The 15,323-nt window shown below is 56.7% G+C and carries 15 protein-coding genes, 1 tRNA gene and 1 other RNA gene; 10 read left to right on the top strand and 7 right to left on the bottom strand.

The genetic code is table 11. The features are described 5' to 3' along the window. Window positions 1–663: 663 nt before the first annotated feature. Window positions 664–750: transfer RNA gene (locus ACOYNV_RS20555), tRNA-Leu, on the bottom strand. Window positions 751–788: 38 nt separating this feature from the next. On the opposite strand from ACOYNV_RS20555, the gene rnr reads away from it, so the two are divergent. From rnr to ACOYNV_RS20540, 3 genes are all read left to right on the top strand, one after another. Continuing rightward, window positions 789–3,134, top strand: a complete 2,346-nt coding sequence (rnr, locus tag ACOYNV_RS20550; RefSeq protein ID WP_422901679.1) for a ribonuclease R — start codon at window positions 789–791, stop codon at window positions 3,132–3,134. Between the two features lie 91 nt (window positions 3,135–3,225). Then, window positions 3,226–3,966, top strand: coding sequence for a 23S rRNA (guanosine(2251)-2'-O)-methyltransferase RlmB (gene rlmB, locus ACOYNV_RS20545; protein WP_422901678.1), 741 nt, complete (start codon window positions 3,226–3,228; stop codon window positions 3,964–3,966). A gap of 85 nt (window positions 3,967–4,051) precedes the next feature. Continuing rightward, a complete protein-coding gene (locus ACOYNV_RS20540; RefSeq protein ID WP_422901677.1) occupies window positions 4,052–5,344 on the top strand; it encodes an MFS transporter in 1,293 nt (430 codons plus the stop codon). A 137-nt stretch (window positions 5,345–5,481) separates the two neighbouring features. On the opposite strand, the gene ACOYNV_RS20535 is transcribed toward ACOYNV_RS20540, so the two are convergent. The 3 genes from ACOYNV_RS20535 to ACOYNV_RS20525 all read right to left on the bottom strand — a co-directional run bounded on the left by ACOYNV_RS20535 (window position 5,482) and on the right by ACOYNV_RS20525 (window position 7,531). Then, a complete protein-coding gene (locus tag ACOYNV_RS20535) occupies window positions 5,482–6,195 on the bottom strand; it encodes a zf-TFIIB domain-containing protein (RefSeq protein WP_422901676.1) in 714 nt (237 codons plus the stop codon). A 61-nt stretch (window positions 6,196–6,256) separates the two neighbouring features. Further along, window positions 6,257–6,514, bottom strand: coding sequence for a hypothetical protein (locus tag ACOYNV_RS20530; RefSeq protein ID WP_422901675.1), 258 nt, complete (start codon window positions 6,512–6,514; stop codon window positions 6,257–6,259). A gap of 738 nt (window positions 6,515–7,252) precedes the next feature. Next, window positions 7,253–7,531 (bottom strand): hypothetical protein, encoded by a 279-nt coding sequence (locus ACOYNV_RS20525; RefSeq protein ID WP_422901674.1) that lies wholly within the window; start codon window positions 7,529–7,531, stop codon window positions 7,253–7,255. Between the two features lie 182 nt (window positions 7,532–7,713). Between ACOYNV_RS20525 and ppx the strand changes: the two genes are divergently transcribed. The 6 genes from ppx to ACOYNV_RS20495 all read left to right on the top strand — a co-directional run bounded on the left by ppx (window position 7,714) and on the right by ACOYNV_RS20495 (window position 13,291). Further along, window positions 7,714–9,225, top strand: coding sequence for an exopolyphosphatase (gene ppx / locus ACOYNV_RS20520; RefSeq protein WP_422901673.1), 1,512 nt, complete (start codon window positions 7,714–7,716; stop codon window positions 9,223–9,225). Between the two features lie 5 nt (window positions 9,226–9,230). Beyond that, window positions 9,231–10,346 carry an MlaE family lipid ABC transporter permease subunit gene (locus ACOYNV_RS20515; protein WP_422901672.1) on the top strand — a complete coding sequence of 372 codons (1,116 nt, stop codon included), beginning with the start codon at window positions 9,231–9,233 and terminating at the stop codon, window positions 10,344–10,346. 5 nt (window positions 10,347–10,351) lie between these two features. Continuing rightward, the gene (locus ACOYNV_RS20510; RefSeq protein WP_422901671.1) at window positions 10,352–11,146 is read left to right on the top strand and encodes an ABC transporter ATP-binding protein; all 795 of its coding nucleotides are present in this window, start codon (window positions 10,352–10,354) and stop codon (window positions 11,144–11,146) included. 2 nt (window positions 11,147–11,148) lie between these two features. Continuing rightward, window positions 11,149–12,087, top strand: coding sequence for an MlaD family protein (locus tag ACOYNV_RS20505; RefSeq protein WP_422901670.1), 939 nt, complete (start codon window positions 11,149–11,151; stop codon window positions 12,085–12,087). Further along, entirely contained in the window at window positions 12,084–12,707 is a 624-nt protein-coding gene (locus ACOYNV_RS20500; RefSeq protein WP_422901669.1) for an ABC-type transport auxiliary lipoprotein family protein, read from the top strand. The genes ACOYNV_RS20505 and ACOYNV_RS20500 overlap by 4 nt, the downstream gene beginning before the upstream one ends. A gap of 242 nt (window positions 12,708–12,949) precedes the next feature. Further along, window positions 12,950–13,291: a hypothetical protein gene (locus ACOYNV_RS20495; RefSeq protein WP_422901668.1), complete on the top strand. Its 342-nt coding sequence runs from the start codon at window positions 12,950–12,952 to the stop codon at window positions 13,289–13,291. A gap of 1 nt (window position 13,292) precedes the next feature. Here ACOYNV_RS20495 and ACOYNV_RS20490 read toward each other — a convergent pair whose 3' ends face one another. Further along, complete coding sequence (locus ACOYNV_RS20490; protein WP_422901667.1) at window positions 13,293–13,526, bottom strand: hypothetical protein; 234 nt, start codon at window positions 13,524–13,526, stop codon at window positions 13,293–13,295. Window positions 13,527–13,824: 298 nt separating this feature from the next. Between ACOYNV_RS20490 and ffs the strand changes: the two genes are divergently transcribed. Beyond that, window positions 13,825–13,923: signal recognition particle sRNA small type (ffs, locus tag ACOYNV_RS20485), an RNA gene on the top strand. A gap of 37 nt (window positions 13,924–13,960) precedes the next feature. Here ffs and ACOYNV_RS20480 read toward each other — a convergent pair. Continuing rightward, a complete protein-coding gene (locus ACOYNV_RS20480) occupies window positions 13,961–15,067 on the bottom strand; it encodes an FAD-dependent oxidoreductase (protein ID WP_422901666.1) in 1,107 nt (368 codons plus the stop codon). Further along, window positions 15,064–15,270 carry a hypothetical protein gene (locus ACOYNV_RS20475; RefSeq protein WP_422901665.1) on the bottom strand — a complete coding sequence of 69 codons (207 nt, stop codon included), beginning with the start codon at window positions 15,268–15,270 and terminating at the stop codon, window positions 15,064–15,066. The genes ACOYNV_RS20480 and ACOYNV_RS20475 overlap by 4 nt, the downstream gene beginning before the upstream one ends. Between the last annotated feature and the right edge of the window lie 53 nt (window positions 15,271–15,323).

The following is a 15,323-nucleotide window of genomic DNA, read 5'->3' as shown; positions in this document are numbered from 1 at the left end:
TGGCTCCATTAAGCCGCGATTCAAATGGCTCCATAGGGGCGCGAGATAACACCGGCCGATGCCGCCAGATGATCTGCTGGCCTATGTACAAATTTGGCTAGAGAAACGCCCCGCGCAAACATGGTCGCATGATCAAATCTCCAGCGTAATAGCCGCTGCCGAGGGCAATTTTCTCTACTTGCGCCAGTTCTGCGATGGGAAAGGCTACGCGCCATGAGACAATCTCCATACGCCCAGCATGATTGTTCGCACAGCCTGATTGTTGCTGGGGTGTCCACGGCCAAATTGGAGAAATCTCAGGATTTTGACTGTAGCGTATTAACGATTTTTGGCTACTTCTTAGCCCGTAGTGCTTTTCGCCTACCTTTGGTCTCCCAAAGGCTCGTCTTTTCTGCTCGCGCAACAATGTCATCCACTTGTTGAAGCCGAACCTGATTTTTTCGGCTGTACCAAGCAGTCAAAGCAAGTTAACCAGATTCCCTTGCCCGAGAGATCGAAGTCTCGCTCACAAACCCACTATACTTGCGCCTTCGCGCCGTGAAAAGCTTTGCGCAGATGTGTGCTTGGGAACAATTGGGAAAAATTGGGAAAAAAAATACCCCGAATCGGGGTATTTTGAAGTACTTTCAAGTATTAGAAAGTACTGTAAGTCATTGAATCTATTGGTGCCCAGGAAGGGACTCGAACCCCCACAGTGTTGCCACCACTAGGACCTGAACCTAGCGCGTCTACCAATTTCGCCACCTGGGCAGTTCAGAGAAGGCCGAATTCTAATGGAACATAAGAAAATGTCAATAAAAAAACTATCGAAAATCAGAAAAAACGATCCCCATTTTGACCGTGAAGTTGCGAAATACGAGCAGCCTCTGCCATCGCGTGAGTACGTCCTGCAAGTGGTAGAAGGACAGGGCAAGCCGGTCAGTTTCGAGGATCTCTGCGCATTGCTCGACATCCATCAACTGGAATTTGAAATGTTCCAGCGTCGTCTTGGCGCAATGGAGCGCGAGGCGCAACTTATGCGCAACCGCAAGGGCTCGTACATTGTTCCAGAGCTCGCCAGCCTGATTGCCGGGCGTATTGAAGGGCATGCCGATGGTTACGGTTTTCTGATTCCGGATGACGGCAGCGATGATCTTTTCCTTGATGCCAAGCAAATGTCAAAGGTTCTGCATCGTGACCGGGCGCTGGCGCGGGTGATCGGACTGGATCGCAAGGGGCGGCGCGAAGGCGCCATTGTCGAAGTGCTTGAACGCGCCAACAGCATGGTTGTCGGCCGGGTATTGATTGAGCACGGCATTACCGTTGTCGTGCCAGAAAACCGGCGCATCAACCAGGATATTCTCGTCCCGCCGGACAAGAAAACCAAGGTCAAGGCCGGGCAGGTGGTAATGGTCGAGATCATCGAACAGCCGAACCGCCATTCGCAGCCCATCGGGCGGATTGTCGAAGTGCTCGGCAACTATGCTGATCCGGGCATGGAAATCGAGATCGCGCTACGCAAACACGATCTGCCTTTTGAGTTCTCGTCCAAAGTTATGGAAGAAACCAAGGCGCTGCCGGAAAAGGTCAAGAAATCCGAATGGGCCGGACGCAAGGACATACGCGACCTGCCGCTGGTGACCATCGACGGCGAAACGGCCAGGGATTTTGACGACGCCGTATTTGCCGAGAAAAAGGGGCGTGGCTGGCGGCTGGTGGTGGCGATTGCCGACGTCAGTCACTATGTTCGACCGGGTATGGCGCTTGATCGCGATGCGATGGATCGCGGAAACTCCGTCTATTTCCCGCGCCGGGTGATACCGATGCTGCCCGAGAAGCTTTCCAACGGGCTGTGTTCGTTGAATCCTGACATCGAGCGCCTGGCCATGGTGTGCGACATGGATATCAACAATAGTGGCGAAATCAAGGACTACACCTTTTACCCGGCAGTTTTCATTTCCCGGGCGCGTTTGACATACAACCAGGTGTGGAGTTGGCTCTCGGCTGAAGCTCAGCCGGAGACCGATAATCACCGTGCCCTGCAGCCGCAGTTGCAGGCGCTGTACGCGCTATTCCATGTCCTGCTCAAGGCGCGGCATAAGCGCGGTGCTATTGACTTCGAGACGATCGAGACGATGATGCTGTTCAACGATCAGGGGAAAATTGACAACATCGTTCCGGTTTACCGCAACGATGCCCACCGCCTGATCGAAGAATGCATGCTGGCGGCCAATGTCTGTGCCTCGGCCTTTCTTCAAGAGCACAAGCAGACCTGTCTGTACCGTGTGCATGAAGGGCCGACGCCGGAGAAACTCGAAGGTCTGCGCGATTTCCTCAAGGAGTTCGGCCTCGGCCTCCCCGGTGGTGAAAGTCCGACGGCCAAGGATTACGGCGTGCTGCTCGAAAAGATCAAACCACGCCCCGATGCGCAACTGCTGCAAACGGTGATGCTGCGCTCGCTGCGCCAGGCCATGTACAGCCCGGACAATGTCGGCCACTTCGGTCTTTCCTACGAACACTACACGCACTTCACCTCACCCATCCGGCGGTATCCCGATCTTCTGGTGCATCGTTCGATCAAGGCTGTGCTCGACGGCACGCACTATTTGCCGGGCAAGTGGGACGAAATCGGCTTGCATTGTTCGATGACCGAGCGGCGCGCCGACGAGGCCACGCGCGACGTCAATAACTGGCTGAAGTGTTACTACATGCGTGATCGTATTGGTGAAGAATTTGCAGGAACGATTGCCGCCGTGGTGCCTTTCGGCGTCTTCGTCGCCCTCGATTCGGTCTATGTCGAAGGACTGGTGCATGTCTCCGAACTGGGTGAGGATTATTTCCAGTACGACAACACCAAGCATCAGATGCTCGGCGAGCGCAGTGGTCAGCGCTATCGTCTGGGTGACCGCATGCAGGTAAAGCTGGTGCGTGCCGATCTGGAAACCGGGCGCATTGACTTTGTGCTTGCCAAGTCACCGGCGTCACCACGCATGCCGGCGCCGAAACTCGGTTCAACGCTGTTTGCCAAGTCAGCGCCAAAACCTGCTTCAAAAACTGCTCCAAAAACTGCTTCCAAGCCGCCAGCGAAACCAGCGCAAAGAGCTAAAACCACAGCGGCTGTAAAAAAACCGGCAGCGGCGAAAAAACACCGCTAAGCGTGCGGTTTTCACTTCGGGGGCGCTTCTTTCCAAGCGTTCCCCCTGCCAGCTAAAAATGCCAATCTAATCCCGAAGCAGAGAAAAATTCATGTCACAGATCAGCTTCATCCACGGCTTTCACTCCATCATCGCCAAACTGCGTCATCAACCCGACGCCATTCTTGAAATCTTCATCGATACCGAACGTCACGATGCGCGGGTGCGCGATCTGATGCGCCATGCCGAACTGCACTCTATCAAGGTTGTTCCAGTCGATTCCAAGCGCCTCGAAGGCATGGCTGGTGGCGGCTCGCGGCATCAAGGCGTAGTCGCCAAGGTTTCCGGCGAGTCGCGCCATATCACGCTCGATGATGTGCTGGACACGCTGGAAGAGCCGGCTTTTCTTCTGGTGCTCGATGGCATTCAGGACCCGCACAACCTCGGTGCCTGCCTGCGTGTCGCCGATGCGGTGGGCGCGCATGCCGTGATCGCTCCGAAGGACCGGGCCGTCGGGCTCACACAAACGGCGATCAAGGTCGCCAGCGGCGCGGCAGAGAGTGTGCCTTATATCACCGTGACCAATCTGGCGCGCACCTTGCGCGAGTTGAAAGAGCGCGAAATCTGGTTGATCGGCACCGATGCCGATGCCAAGGAAGACCTCTACACCGCGCAGTGGCCGGTGGCTACGGCCTGGGTGCTCGGTGCCGAAGGTGATGGCATGCGCCGCCTGACGCGCGAAACCTGCGATCAGCTGGTGACCATTCCGATGCTCGGTTCGGTGCAGAGTCTGAATGTATCGGTGGCCACCGGCGTCTGCATGTACGAAGCCAGGCGCCGCCGCGGGAACTGATTCGCACTGAATTTGTCTTAACTTCTTGCATTGTTTTTGCGAGCACATCAAAACGTCAGGAATCAACCTGACTTAAGGGAGTCACATGCCTCAGCTCGACCGGCCGCAGCGCCGCCGCCGCAACATGGCACTGGCCGTTATCGTGGCCGCCTTCGTCATATCCTTCTTCCAGCGTTTCGCCCCGGGGGGAATTGCCCAGGATCTGGCCGCCGCCTTTGGTACCACCGCCTCATCGCTCGGTGTTCTGGCAGCGACCTATTTTTACGTTTATACCGTGATGCAGGTGCCAACCGGAATCTTTGTCGACACCTTCGGGCCGCGCCGCATTCTCCTCTTTGGCGGAATTGTCGGTGCGCTGGGCAGCCTCATGTTCGGCATGGCGCCGACACTGGAAATGGCGCTGGTCGGACGCACCCTGATCGGTCTGGGGGTCTCGGTTACCTTTATTGCCATGCTCAAGTTCATTGCCGTATGGTTTGACGAGAGTCGATTTGCCAGCATGGTCGGCCTGTGCTTGCTGGTTGGCAATCTTGGCTCGGTATTGGCCGGTTTGCCACTCTCATGGATGGCGCAAACGGCCGGATGGCGCAGCGTTTTTGTTGGTGTCGGTGCGCTTTCGCTGCTGCTCGGCATCGCCTGCTGGGTGCTGGTGCGAGATCATCCGGACAGTCCGGCTGGTAGCTTGATCAAGAAACCGCGCTTTGATCGTACGGTGGTTTTGACCGGCTTGCTGCAGGTGGTCAGAAACCGGGCCACCTGGCCTGCGGCCTGGATCAATTTTGGCGTCAGCGGCAGTTTTTTCACCTTCGGCGGGTTGTGGGCGACGCCTTTTCTGACTCAGGCGCACGGCATGACGCGTGCTGTTGCGGCCAGTCATGTCAGTTTGTATTTCGCCGGATTTGCGCTGGGATGTGTGGGCATCGGCGCGATTTCAGATCGTCTTGGCAAGCGCAAGCCGGTACTGATCGTGGGTACCCACCTGTACGCCCTGACCTGGCTGGTCTGGCTCTCCGGCGTTACGTTGCCGCTTGAGGTGAGCTATGCCTTGTTTGCCCTGATGGGGGCACTTACCGCAAGTTTCACCTTGACTTGGGCCTGCGCCAAGGAAGTCAATCCGCCGCTGCTTTCCGGAATGTCGACCAGCGTCACGAATATGGGCGGCTTTCTCGCCGGCGCGATATTGCAGCCGTTATTCGGCAAAGTAATGGATTTGCACTGGGCCGGGGGCGTGACCAGTACCGGTTCGCGCCTCTATACCCCGGCGGATTATCATGCCGGACTTTTGCTGCTGGCCATCACGGCGGCTATTGGTGCCATTGCTTCGTGGCGGATTCGTGAAACGAATTGCCGGAATGTCTGGAAGCCGGCCGCACGCTGAGTGCTCACAGAGGATTAACGATTGGAAGCGATCAAGCCGGTTAGTCTGAGAGGCAATATCCATGCGGCTTCCACGGCATGCCTTGGTGATTAGCCGAATATCGGATTTCGGGATTGAAAACAGCAGCGCTCCGAATGTTACGAAAAAAGATCACAAACCAGCTCGACGCCCGATAGAAAAAGGTCTCCAACCAGCGCGCCTGTTTCCGGAGCACTCTGTCGTTGGCGTTGCTTCTCTATAGCCAGCACCGCGTCGGCCAGTGCTTCCGGGTCGCGATGGATGTGATTGAATTCCTTTTGCTGGTAGTCTGCGAGCGCCTTTTCGACTGCATCCGGATCAAGAATCGAGAGCGGCGAGTTGCAGTGGCTGCATGCGGATTGCGTGCGGATATCGATCGGCGCGCCGCAGCCTGTGCAATGGAAGGTGCCAATGCGAGCGGCCAGCGCGCTGACCTCGGCTGGTGCCAACTGGCGTACAAAACCCTTTTCGATCATGAACTGCGCGAAAGCCGTGAAACGACCGTGATTCTGCAAACAGCGGTGATAGGTAAATCGGCCGCTACGCACCAGGTCGAGCCCGGCGATCAACTTCTCCTTGCAACGCGGACAATGCAAGGTACCGGAAAGCGGCTGGCGCGGGTCGTTGCGGTGCGCGTGGATCAGTTTGAAAAGATCGATGATTCCGCCCGGATTGATTTGCATGCTTTCAAACTGGTCGAACCAGATACCCTGGCAATGGAAGCAAAGATCAAGCGCCACCGTGCCGGAATTTTTTTGCGGCAGCTCCAGTAGCGTCATTGGCTGGGAGCAGGATGGGCAGGGGGATGGGGAAGTTTTTGGTTGGAGAATCATGGGCAGATCATCGTCAAGTACATCGAGCGATTCTACTGTGGTGCGGACCTTGTTGCTGATGTTAACTGGCTGCCCGTTTGCGAGGCGTCCGGGTTGTGGGGGTAGTTTTGACGCTTGCCTGTGTTAACTCAAGGAGGCCGCGCAGAGCGTCATTCACAGCCTGCGCATTGGGAAATGCCTTTTGCACATCGGGTGATAAAACGACCACGTTGGAAGCCTCACGGCAACGCCCGGCATACTTTCCTCGCGCCATGTCACCGAAGTCTTCGCGCTGATATTCAGGACGAAGTTCGTCACTTTCCGTTTTAATCTTCCTCATATATTTTCCTTTCCATCAGCGTCGCTGGTCTTCTGAAAGCCAGAAACCGTGTCCCCGGTTTCCGCTCAGACATCGCCGCAAGGTGCCCGTGCGCGATTTTGTAGGGTGAGAAACGCGAAGCGTTGCGCACCTTCAGGTGGATCAAGCGAGGGGGATTCCGCGTGCGCAAAGAAAAGATTTTGCGCACCCTACCGGGCTGTTTCACCCTGCTCCAATAGAACACCGGCCTGCAAGCCAATGAATACGGGCATCTTCAGATCAATGCCCGGGTGTCCAATAGCCATGCGCCTTCCATGGCATGGATCAATGGAGTCTGACCCCATTGATCCATGTCCACCGCAAGTCCGTTTCAGCTTGTAGCGAAACCGTTTTACCCGGCGCCAATAGAATATCGACCTGCAAGCCAATAAATACGGCCATCTACAGATCAATGCCCTGCTAGCCAATATCCATGAGCCTTCCGAGGCATGCTTTCGTAGATCGCCATTCGACACGCCTTGCAGGCCGGTTTTTGGTGGCCCCAAAGCAAAGCGCCCGGTCATGCCGGGCGCTTGCGGATGTTGACTCAGCAAAGAGCAATCAGAATCGATGGGGTCAGACTCCATCGGTTTTCGGTTTAAAGAATTAAAAGCGGATCAATGGAGTCTGACCCAATTGATCGCGGTTTCCTGAGAATCTTATGATGGCTGCAACTGTACCGCTTGAGTTCATGCCTGTCTACCGTGAGTCCGTTTCAGCTTACAGCGAAACTGTTTCACCCTGCTCCAATAGAACACCGGCCTGCAAGCCAATGAATACGGGCATCTTCAGATCAATGCTCGGGTATCCAATAGCCATGCGCCTTCCATGCCACGGATCAATGGAGTCTGACCCCATTGATCCCCAGCTGCCGAGCGCATTGACCATGCGCACGAAGTTGGCGTTCGCCTCCAGTGCGGTCTGGTCGGCTGCGGTCGTGTAAATCTCGTATACCGCGCCGTTGCAGTCGCTCAATGCCGGCAGGTTTCCTTCGCTCACCGGTGAACGCCGCTTGCCGCAGGCGCAATGGTGCCCAGGCAGATTCCCGTGTTCTGTGAAGTGTTTTTCACGCGCTGGCGGTCGAACGGCATTTTGCAGCCCACTTTCTTTCGGTCAATGGCAGCGCGGCAGGCAATGTTAGAATGCCCGTCGACAAAAACAGTAGATACAGAGAACAGGCTATGGGTTACGAACAGATCGCTGCGGTTGATCTTGGCTCCAACAGTTTCCGTATGCAGGTCGGGCGTGTTGTTGAGGATCAGATTTATCCGCTCGATACACTTAAAGAGTCGGTTCGGCTGGCTTCCGGATTGAATCGCGAAAAGATGCTCGATGAAGCATCGCAACAGCGCGGGCTTGATGCCCTGAGCCGGTTTGGCGAGCGTTTGCGGGGCTTTCAGCCCGACGCCGTGCGGGTGGTGGCGACCAACACCCTGCGCGTGGCCAAGAATGCAAAAGAGTTCATTCCGCAGGCCGAAGCGGCGCTCGGCTTCCCGATTGAAATCATCGGTGGTCGCGAGGAAGCGCGCCTGATTTATATCGGTGCCGCCCATGCGCTGCCACTGGCCAGGCACAAGCGCTTGGTGGTCGATATCGGTGGCGGTTCGACCGAATTCATTATCGGCAAGAAGCTCGATCCACTGGTCATGGAGTCGCTGTTCATGGGCTGCGTCAGCTATTCGCTGCGCTTCTTCCCGGGTGGCAAGGTGGATAAGAAGAGTTTCTACGAGGCTGAAGTGTCGGCCGCGCGTGAAATTCAGACGATCGCCCAGGATTACCGGCGTTTCGGCTGGACCGAGGGCGTTGCTTCGTCGGGTTCGGCGCGTGCCATTGCCGATCTGCTCGAATGCAACGGACTCAATCCTGATGGAATCATCGGCATTACCCGCGAGGGTCTGGCCAAACTGCGTGCCTTGATCATTCGTGCCGGTTCGGCTGAAGAACTGAAGCTTGCCAGCTTGCGTCCCGACCGCCTGCCGGTATTGCCGGGCGGTATCGCCATCATGTCGGCGATCTTTTCCGAGCTAGGCGTTGAACACATGACCTATTCCGAAGGCGCTTTGCGCCTCGGGGTACTCTATGACCTGCTTGGGCGGTTCCATCACAAGGACATGCGTGATGCGACGGTGCATCAGTTCATGCGCCGCTATCAAGTTGATATTCCGCAGGCCGAGCGTGTCGAACGGACTGCGCTCGATTTGCTCGGCCAGTTGATCAAAGTCGACTTGAATGAACACGAAAATGATATCCGCTTCCTGCGCTGGGCGGTGGCGCTGCATGAGATAGGAATATCGATTGCGCACGGCGGCTTCCACAAGCATGGGGCTTATATCGTGAGCTTTGCTGATATGCCAGGATTCTCGAAAAAGGACCAGGAACGCCTGGCACTGCTGCTACTCGGGCAGCGTGGCAAACTGGAAAAGATTCCGTTAACGCCAGCCTCGGACGCGGCTTGGCGGCTTGTTTTCTGTCTTCGGCTGGCCGCGCTATTACACCGCTCGCGTGACGATCAGCCGCTGCCGGTCATCTTCGTCAAGCAGTCGGGTACGGGATTCCAGATCGAGCTTCCCGCCGACTGGCTGCTTGCCAATCCGCTCAGTGCGGCGGCGCTGGAGGACGAAACACTCATCTGGCAACGCATTGGCCTGGTATTACGCATCAGGCGCCACGCTTTACTGCCGGTGCTTGAGTAAGCTGCATGGCTAACGCCGCGATCGCCACCGTCGAGCGCGAAGGGCGGCTTCAAGTAACCCTTTCCGGTGACTGGACGCTGGTCAACTTGCCGACACCGATTGCCGGGCTGGATGCGCGCTTGCAGGCACTGACCACAAGCCATACCGACTGGGATCTGCAAGCCATTCCACGCATCGACAGTGTTGGTGCGATTCTTCTCTGGCGCGCCTGGGGTCGGCACTGGCCGGAATCGCTCGATGCCTCGCCGCAGCATCGTTCCGTACTTGAGCGGGTAGCGGCCGTCCCGACCGATTCTGCGACCAGGCCACCGATATCGCGCCTTGCCTTGCTGCTTGTGTTGGGACGGCTTGCTCTGGCCGGATTGAAGAACCTGCGCGAAATGGTGACGCTGATCGGGCAGTTGCTGCTCGATGTTTCCTATCTATTTTCCCATCCGAACGATATTCCGTGGCGCGAGTTTTCGGCCAATCTCTACAAGAGCGGCGCCCAGGCGCTGCCGGTGACGGCGCTGGTCGGTTTCCTGATCGGTGTTGTCCTCTCCTACCTGTCATCGTTACAACTCAAGACCTTCGGTGCCGACATCTACATCGTTAATCTGCTCGGCATCAGCATTATTCGCGAACTGGGTCCGGTGCTGGTTGCCGTTCTGGTGGCCGGACGTTCCGGTTCGGCGATGACGGCTCAGATCGGCGTCATGCGGGTCACCGAAGAGATCGATGCGTTGGCGACAATGGGCGTCTCGCGCAGTTTGCGCCTGGTCCTGCCCAAGGTGGCCGCGTTGGCCATCGCCATGCCATTGCTGGTGGTCTGGTGTTCGGCGGCGGGGATTTTTGGCGGCATGGTGTCGGCCAATCTGGAGATGGGCCTGGCCTATGGCTTTTTCATAGAGGCGCTGCCCAAGGCGGTGCCGGTGGGAAACGTCTGGATCGGGATCGGCAAAGGCTTCTTTTTCGGCATGCTGATCGCGTTGATCTCTTGCCACTTCGGTTTGAAGGTGCGGCCGAATACGGAAAGCCTGTCATCGAAAACAACGACGGCGGTAGTCACGGCGATTACCATGGTGATCATCGTCGATGCCGTGTTTGCAATCTTGACCCGCAATCTGGGCCTGCCGGTGTGAAAGTGATGACTGCCACTTCCATTATTCCGGATAGCTTGCCTGTCATCCAGATACGTGGATTAAGCACTCGGTTTGGGGATGCGGTGATTCATCGCAACATCGATCTTGACCTTGAGGCGGGTCAGATTCTTGGGCTGGTGGGTGGTTCCGGCAGCGGCAAGACAACGCTGTTGCGCGAAATCGTCGGCCTGCTGGTGCCGAGCACGGGGTCGGTAAAGCTCTTCGGGCACTCGGTGTTTGATGACGACCCACTGATTCGCCGTAGCCTACGCCGCCGTTTTGGCATGCTTTTCCAGCAGGGCGCATTATTTTCGGCACTTTCCGTGTTCGACAATATCGCTTTCCCCTTGCGCGAGTTGCGCCTGCTCGACAAGGAAATGATCCGCGACCTGGTCCATCTTAAGCTTGGCATGGTCGAACTCGAACCGCGTCATGGCCAATTGATGCCTGCCGAACTTTCTGGCGGCATGGTCAAGCGGGTGGCTTTGGCCCGTGCCCTGTCGCTGGAGCCTGAACTGCTGGTGCTCGACGAACCAACGGCCGGCCTCGATCCGGATCGAGCCGAAAATTTTGTCAAATTGATCCGGATGTTGCAGAAGGAGCTTGGTTTCACTGTCGTCATGGTGACCCACGATCTCAATACGCTGGCCGGTCTGGCGACACGTGTGGCGGTACTTGACGAGCAGCGTATCATCGCCTGTGGCACCCCCGCGGAAGTGCTCGCTGTCGATCACCCGTTCATCCGCAATTTTTTCTCTTCCGGGCACGCTATGGCGGTCATGCAAAAGGGATTCGTTTAATCATGGAAAATCGCTCACACGCCCTGATCGCCGGGTTGTTTACCCTGCTCCTGGGTTTTTCTGTCGTTGCTGCGCTGTGGTGGTTCGGTGGCAAGCATGAATTGACCAATCAGTATCTGGTGCTGACCACGAAAAACGTGACCGGACTCAACGTCCAGGCGCAGGTCCGCTATCGCGGCATCAGTGTCGGCAAGGTGGAAGCCGTCTATCTCGACCCCGCCGATGTACGCAACACACTGATTCGCATCAACATCGACCAGTCCATCCCGGTAACGCGGGGAACCATTGCCAAGCTTGGCTTTCAGGGCATAACGGGTATCGCGCACATACTGCTCGAAGATACCGGGAAGGATGCCTTGCCTCTGCAAGCCAGTGGCGAAGAACTGGCGCGGATTCCCATGCAGGATTCGCTGATCCAGGAACTCTCCGATGTTGGTGGTGAAACCTTGCGTAATGCCCGTGATTTTCTGGCCAGTGCCAATGAGCTCCTGAGTCCGGAAAATCGCCAGAATATTTCGAAGACGCTGGTCAATCTTGATGCCACGACCAGTACTGCCAGGGAGGTAACAGCTCAACTGCGCCAGTTATTGACCCCGGAGAATATTCGATTGATGCACTCCACATTGCTGCGTGTCGAGCAGACGAGTGGTCAGGCCGGGCCTTTCATTGCCGAAGCTCGCGGGCTGGTGGTGCGTTTGCAATCGGTCAGCGAAAAGCTGGAGACAACACTCGGCGATCCGGCGAACGGTGGCGTCGGGGCGCTGATCCCGCGCATCAACGAACTGACTTCCGAGCTTTCCTCAAATTCGCATCGGCTCAACCGTGTCCTGCAGATGCTCGAAGACTCGCCGCAGAGCCTGATCTTTGGGCATCCGAATGCCTTGCCCGGGCCGGGTGAAGCGGGCTTCACCGTGCCAGTCACCACCAGGGGACAACCATGAACAGAGTTTTCATCCTGCTCGCAGCATTGCTGTTGAGCGCGTGCGTTGGCGGTGCGAGAAATGTGCCTCCGGCCATCGTTTATGATTTCGGATTGCCAGCGGCACGAGTGGTTGCGGACGGGGCCTGGTCGAGACTGGCGCTTGAAGTCAGATCCCCGTCCTGGTTCGATTCACTCAACGTCGATTATCGGCTGGCCTACGAAGACCCTCTAAAACAGAGGGAATATTCAGGCAGCCGCTGGGCGGGCGCACCGGGTTTACTTCTGGCTCAACGTCTGCGGCAGCAACTCGGGACGGCGAGCGCTAACGGGAATACGGCGGTTGATTGCCTGCTCAGGGTCGAGTTGCAGGAGTTTTCGCAGATATTCGATTCGCCGCAGCAAAGCCGTGGTGTTTTGCAGGGTAGCGTCAGCCTGATCGATGCCAAACGGCACCTCGTTGCCGAGCGGCAGGTGTCCATCGAGAAGCCAGCAGCCACTCCAGACGCGCACGGTGGCGTCAAAGCGCTGGTGGCGGCGAGTACAGAACTAGGTCTGCAACTGGCCGATTGGCTAGCCACTCTGGAGAAAAACAATGCCCTCAAGGCTTGTCGTTCAGCGCAAGTAGTGACGGCCAGGTAATCGCGCTGTGCCCCAAAGGGCAAGCGGGTACAATCAACCTAGAAAAAGCAGTTCGTCCACGAAAAACACAAAAAACACGAAAAGAATCAAGGAGATACCAGGCTGAAAATTGCTTCAAAAGGGTGAATAGAGAAAATGCATCAAGCTCTTGATTTTTTTTCGTGTCTTTCGTGTCTTTCGTGGATAGACTAAGGTTTTTAGGATCAATTCAAATTGATTTGATGCGACAAGGTTGAACAAACATGGCCACTGTGAAAAAGGCGGGTACTCCCGTCCAGAGCAAATCCTCCACCAGCAATCTGCCGCCAGCGGCACCCGAGTTGGTGGCCAGGAAGCGCAAGCGACTGGCCAAGGCTTTTTCGCGTCCGCTCGACAAAAAGCTGAAGAAACCAGAACTGGTTCGCGAAAAGTTGTCCATGACCGAAGGCGAGTCTGCCCAACTGGCCGAACTAAAGCAGCGCCTGGTCGTGCAGGGGATTGCCATCAAGAAGAGCGAATTGCTGCGCGCCGGCCTGATGCTGATCGCTACGCTGGATGACGACGCATTGAAGGACTTGCTCGCAAAAGTTACCGCTACCGGCTGATTTATTGCCCGCGACCAAGTTCTTTCGTTCTTTTCTCCGGCTTGTAGCTCTTGAAAATGGCGCGAGCATCCAGTTCTGCACGTTCCTGCGTGCAAATCGATTCATCGTCATCGTGAGCGCTGAAATAGTCATCGGCCTGAGCGCGCATGACAATTCCTATGGCTGTCTCATCGCTCAGGGTGTAGATCTCGGTCAGTAGCGTGGCGACTTCGTCCAGGTATTCTTCGTAATTCATTCAGGTAGGCTCGGTTCGGATGTTGGCTGTACACAGTTTCTGACGCTGTGCGACGGATTACCTTGAAAGTCGCGCTAGCGACTCTCGGACTTCCCCTCGCCCTCTGGGAGAGGGGGCGGGGGGCGAGATGGGGAATTCGCGAAGCATGCTCCGCGCCCATCGAGCGATTCCGGCTGGTAAGCCGGAATGCGCCCTGCAAGGGAGGGAAACGGGCAGGACTTTCATAATTTTTGGTGCCTTACAAAGCCATGCCCGTTTGGATGGATTTTCGACAGTCCAAAATGGTATTATTCGTCCCGGCGGGTCTCCCCGCATTGCAGGGTGGTGAACCTGGTCAGGTCCGGAAGGAAGCAGCCACAGCCATTTACTGCGAGTGCCGGGGGTAAGGCTCGCCACCTTCAATTTCTGGCGGCGTTCTTGTGCAACGCGTTGCGTCATGAAAATCGTTGCATGAAGCGACGATCAATCCGGTCCTTCCAGCGCCACACCCAATTCCCGCTGGTACTCAGCGCTCCCCAGGCTGCCAGTGCGTGGCGCTTTCCGGTGCTGATCAAGTAAAGCGCGTTGCCTTGGGGTTCCCACCTTTGCATGGTATTGCCGGTACACGCTGCGCGCAGATTGTTGGCCAGGACCGGGCCGGCACGTACGGCAAAGACGCCGGACTTTGGTCTTGGATCGGCATAAGCGGCCACGTCGCCAGCGGAAAACACAAAGGGATGGGATGAACTTTGCAGCGTTGGCGTTACCCGGATAAAGCCATTTTCATCGCAGGCCAGACCGCTGGCGGCTGGCCATGCCGGTGCTGCGGCACCGGTAACGACCAGGCAGGCGTCGCAGGCAATTGTCGTAGAGTCGGAGAGCCTGATCTGCCCCGGAAAAAATTCTATCGCGCGTCGACTGGCAAGGTGCTTGATACCGCGTTGTTTGAGCAGCGATACGGCGTTCTTTCGCAGCCGTGCAGGAAGGCCCGATAGCGGTTGAGCGTTGCTGCCGATCAGAGTGACGCGAGCGTTGGCGAGCTTTTCAAGGGCGAATCGTTGTTGAATGGCGAAGGCCAGTTCCGTGCCCGCTGCGCCATCGCCGACGATGGCCAGTTTAAAACCGGAAGTTGCCAGACGAGCGCGCTCCAGCAAGCCGGGCCAGGCAGTCACAAAACCTTCTATCGGCCGGATCGGCAGGGTGTATTCGAGGGCGCCGGGGGCGAAACTCAGATCAACGGTTGGACCGCTGTCGATGGAGGCAATGTCAAAGGGGATAGTCTGGCCATTGGCGCAACGTACCTGTTTAGCTTCGATGTCGAGTTCGATGCACGCGCTCTGCACAAAACGAATTCCGGCACGTTTGGCCAGCAGGTCGATCTGGATGGCGCATTGCTCGATGCTGTAGTGGCCGGCGATCCAGCCCGGCAACATGCCGGAATATATCTGCCGAGGAAATGGCGAAACAAGCGTCACCTCGGTATCTGGAATCGGTTCCCTGGCCAGTGCATCGAGTACATGCACATGCGCGTGACCGCCTCCGATGAGCAGCAAACGTCTCATGGCCGGGCTTCGAAACGCAAATCGCCGCAGCGGGTTTCGCGCCATTCGCTGCAGCCTTCAAGGGTGGCAAGTCGCGCCAGATCCTCTGGTCGATCAACGTCCCACAACGTTGCCGGTTCAGCCCAGCGCAGGCCGAGTTCGGTCAAACGTTCGCGTGTCTGAGCCATGACCTGTTCGCTTCCCCAGTCGATATTTTCGAACAAATTCAGACTTCCTGATCCAGTCCGTATTTATTCAGTATTTATAGGAAATTAGT

It is taken from the genome of Propionivibrio sp., assembly GCF_049316945.1.
Lineage (GTDB): Bacteria > Pseudomonadota > Gammaproteobacteria > Burkholderiales > Rhodocyclaceae > Propionivibrio.
Note: the sequence above shows the minus strand (reverse complement) of the source record. Positions and strands in the feature narration are given on the sequence as shown.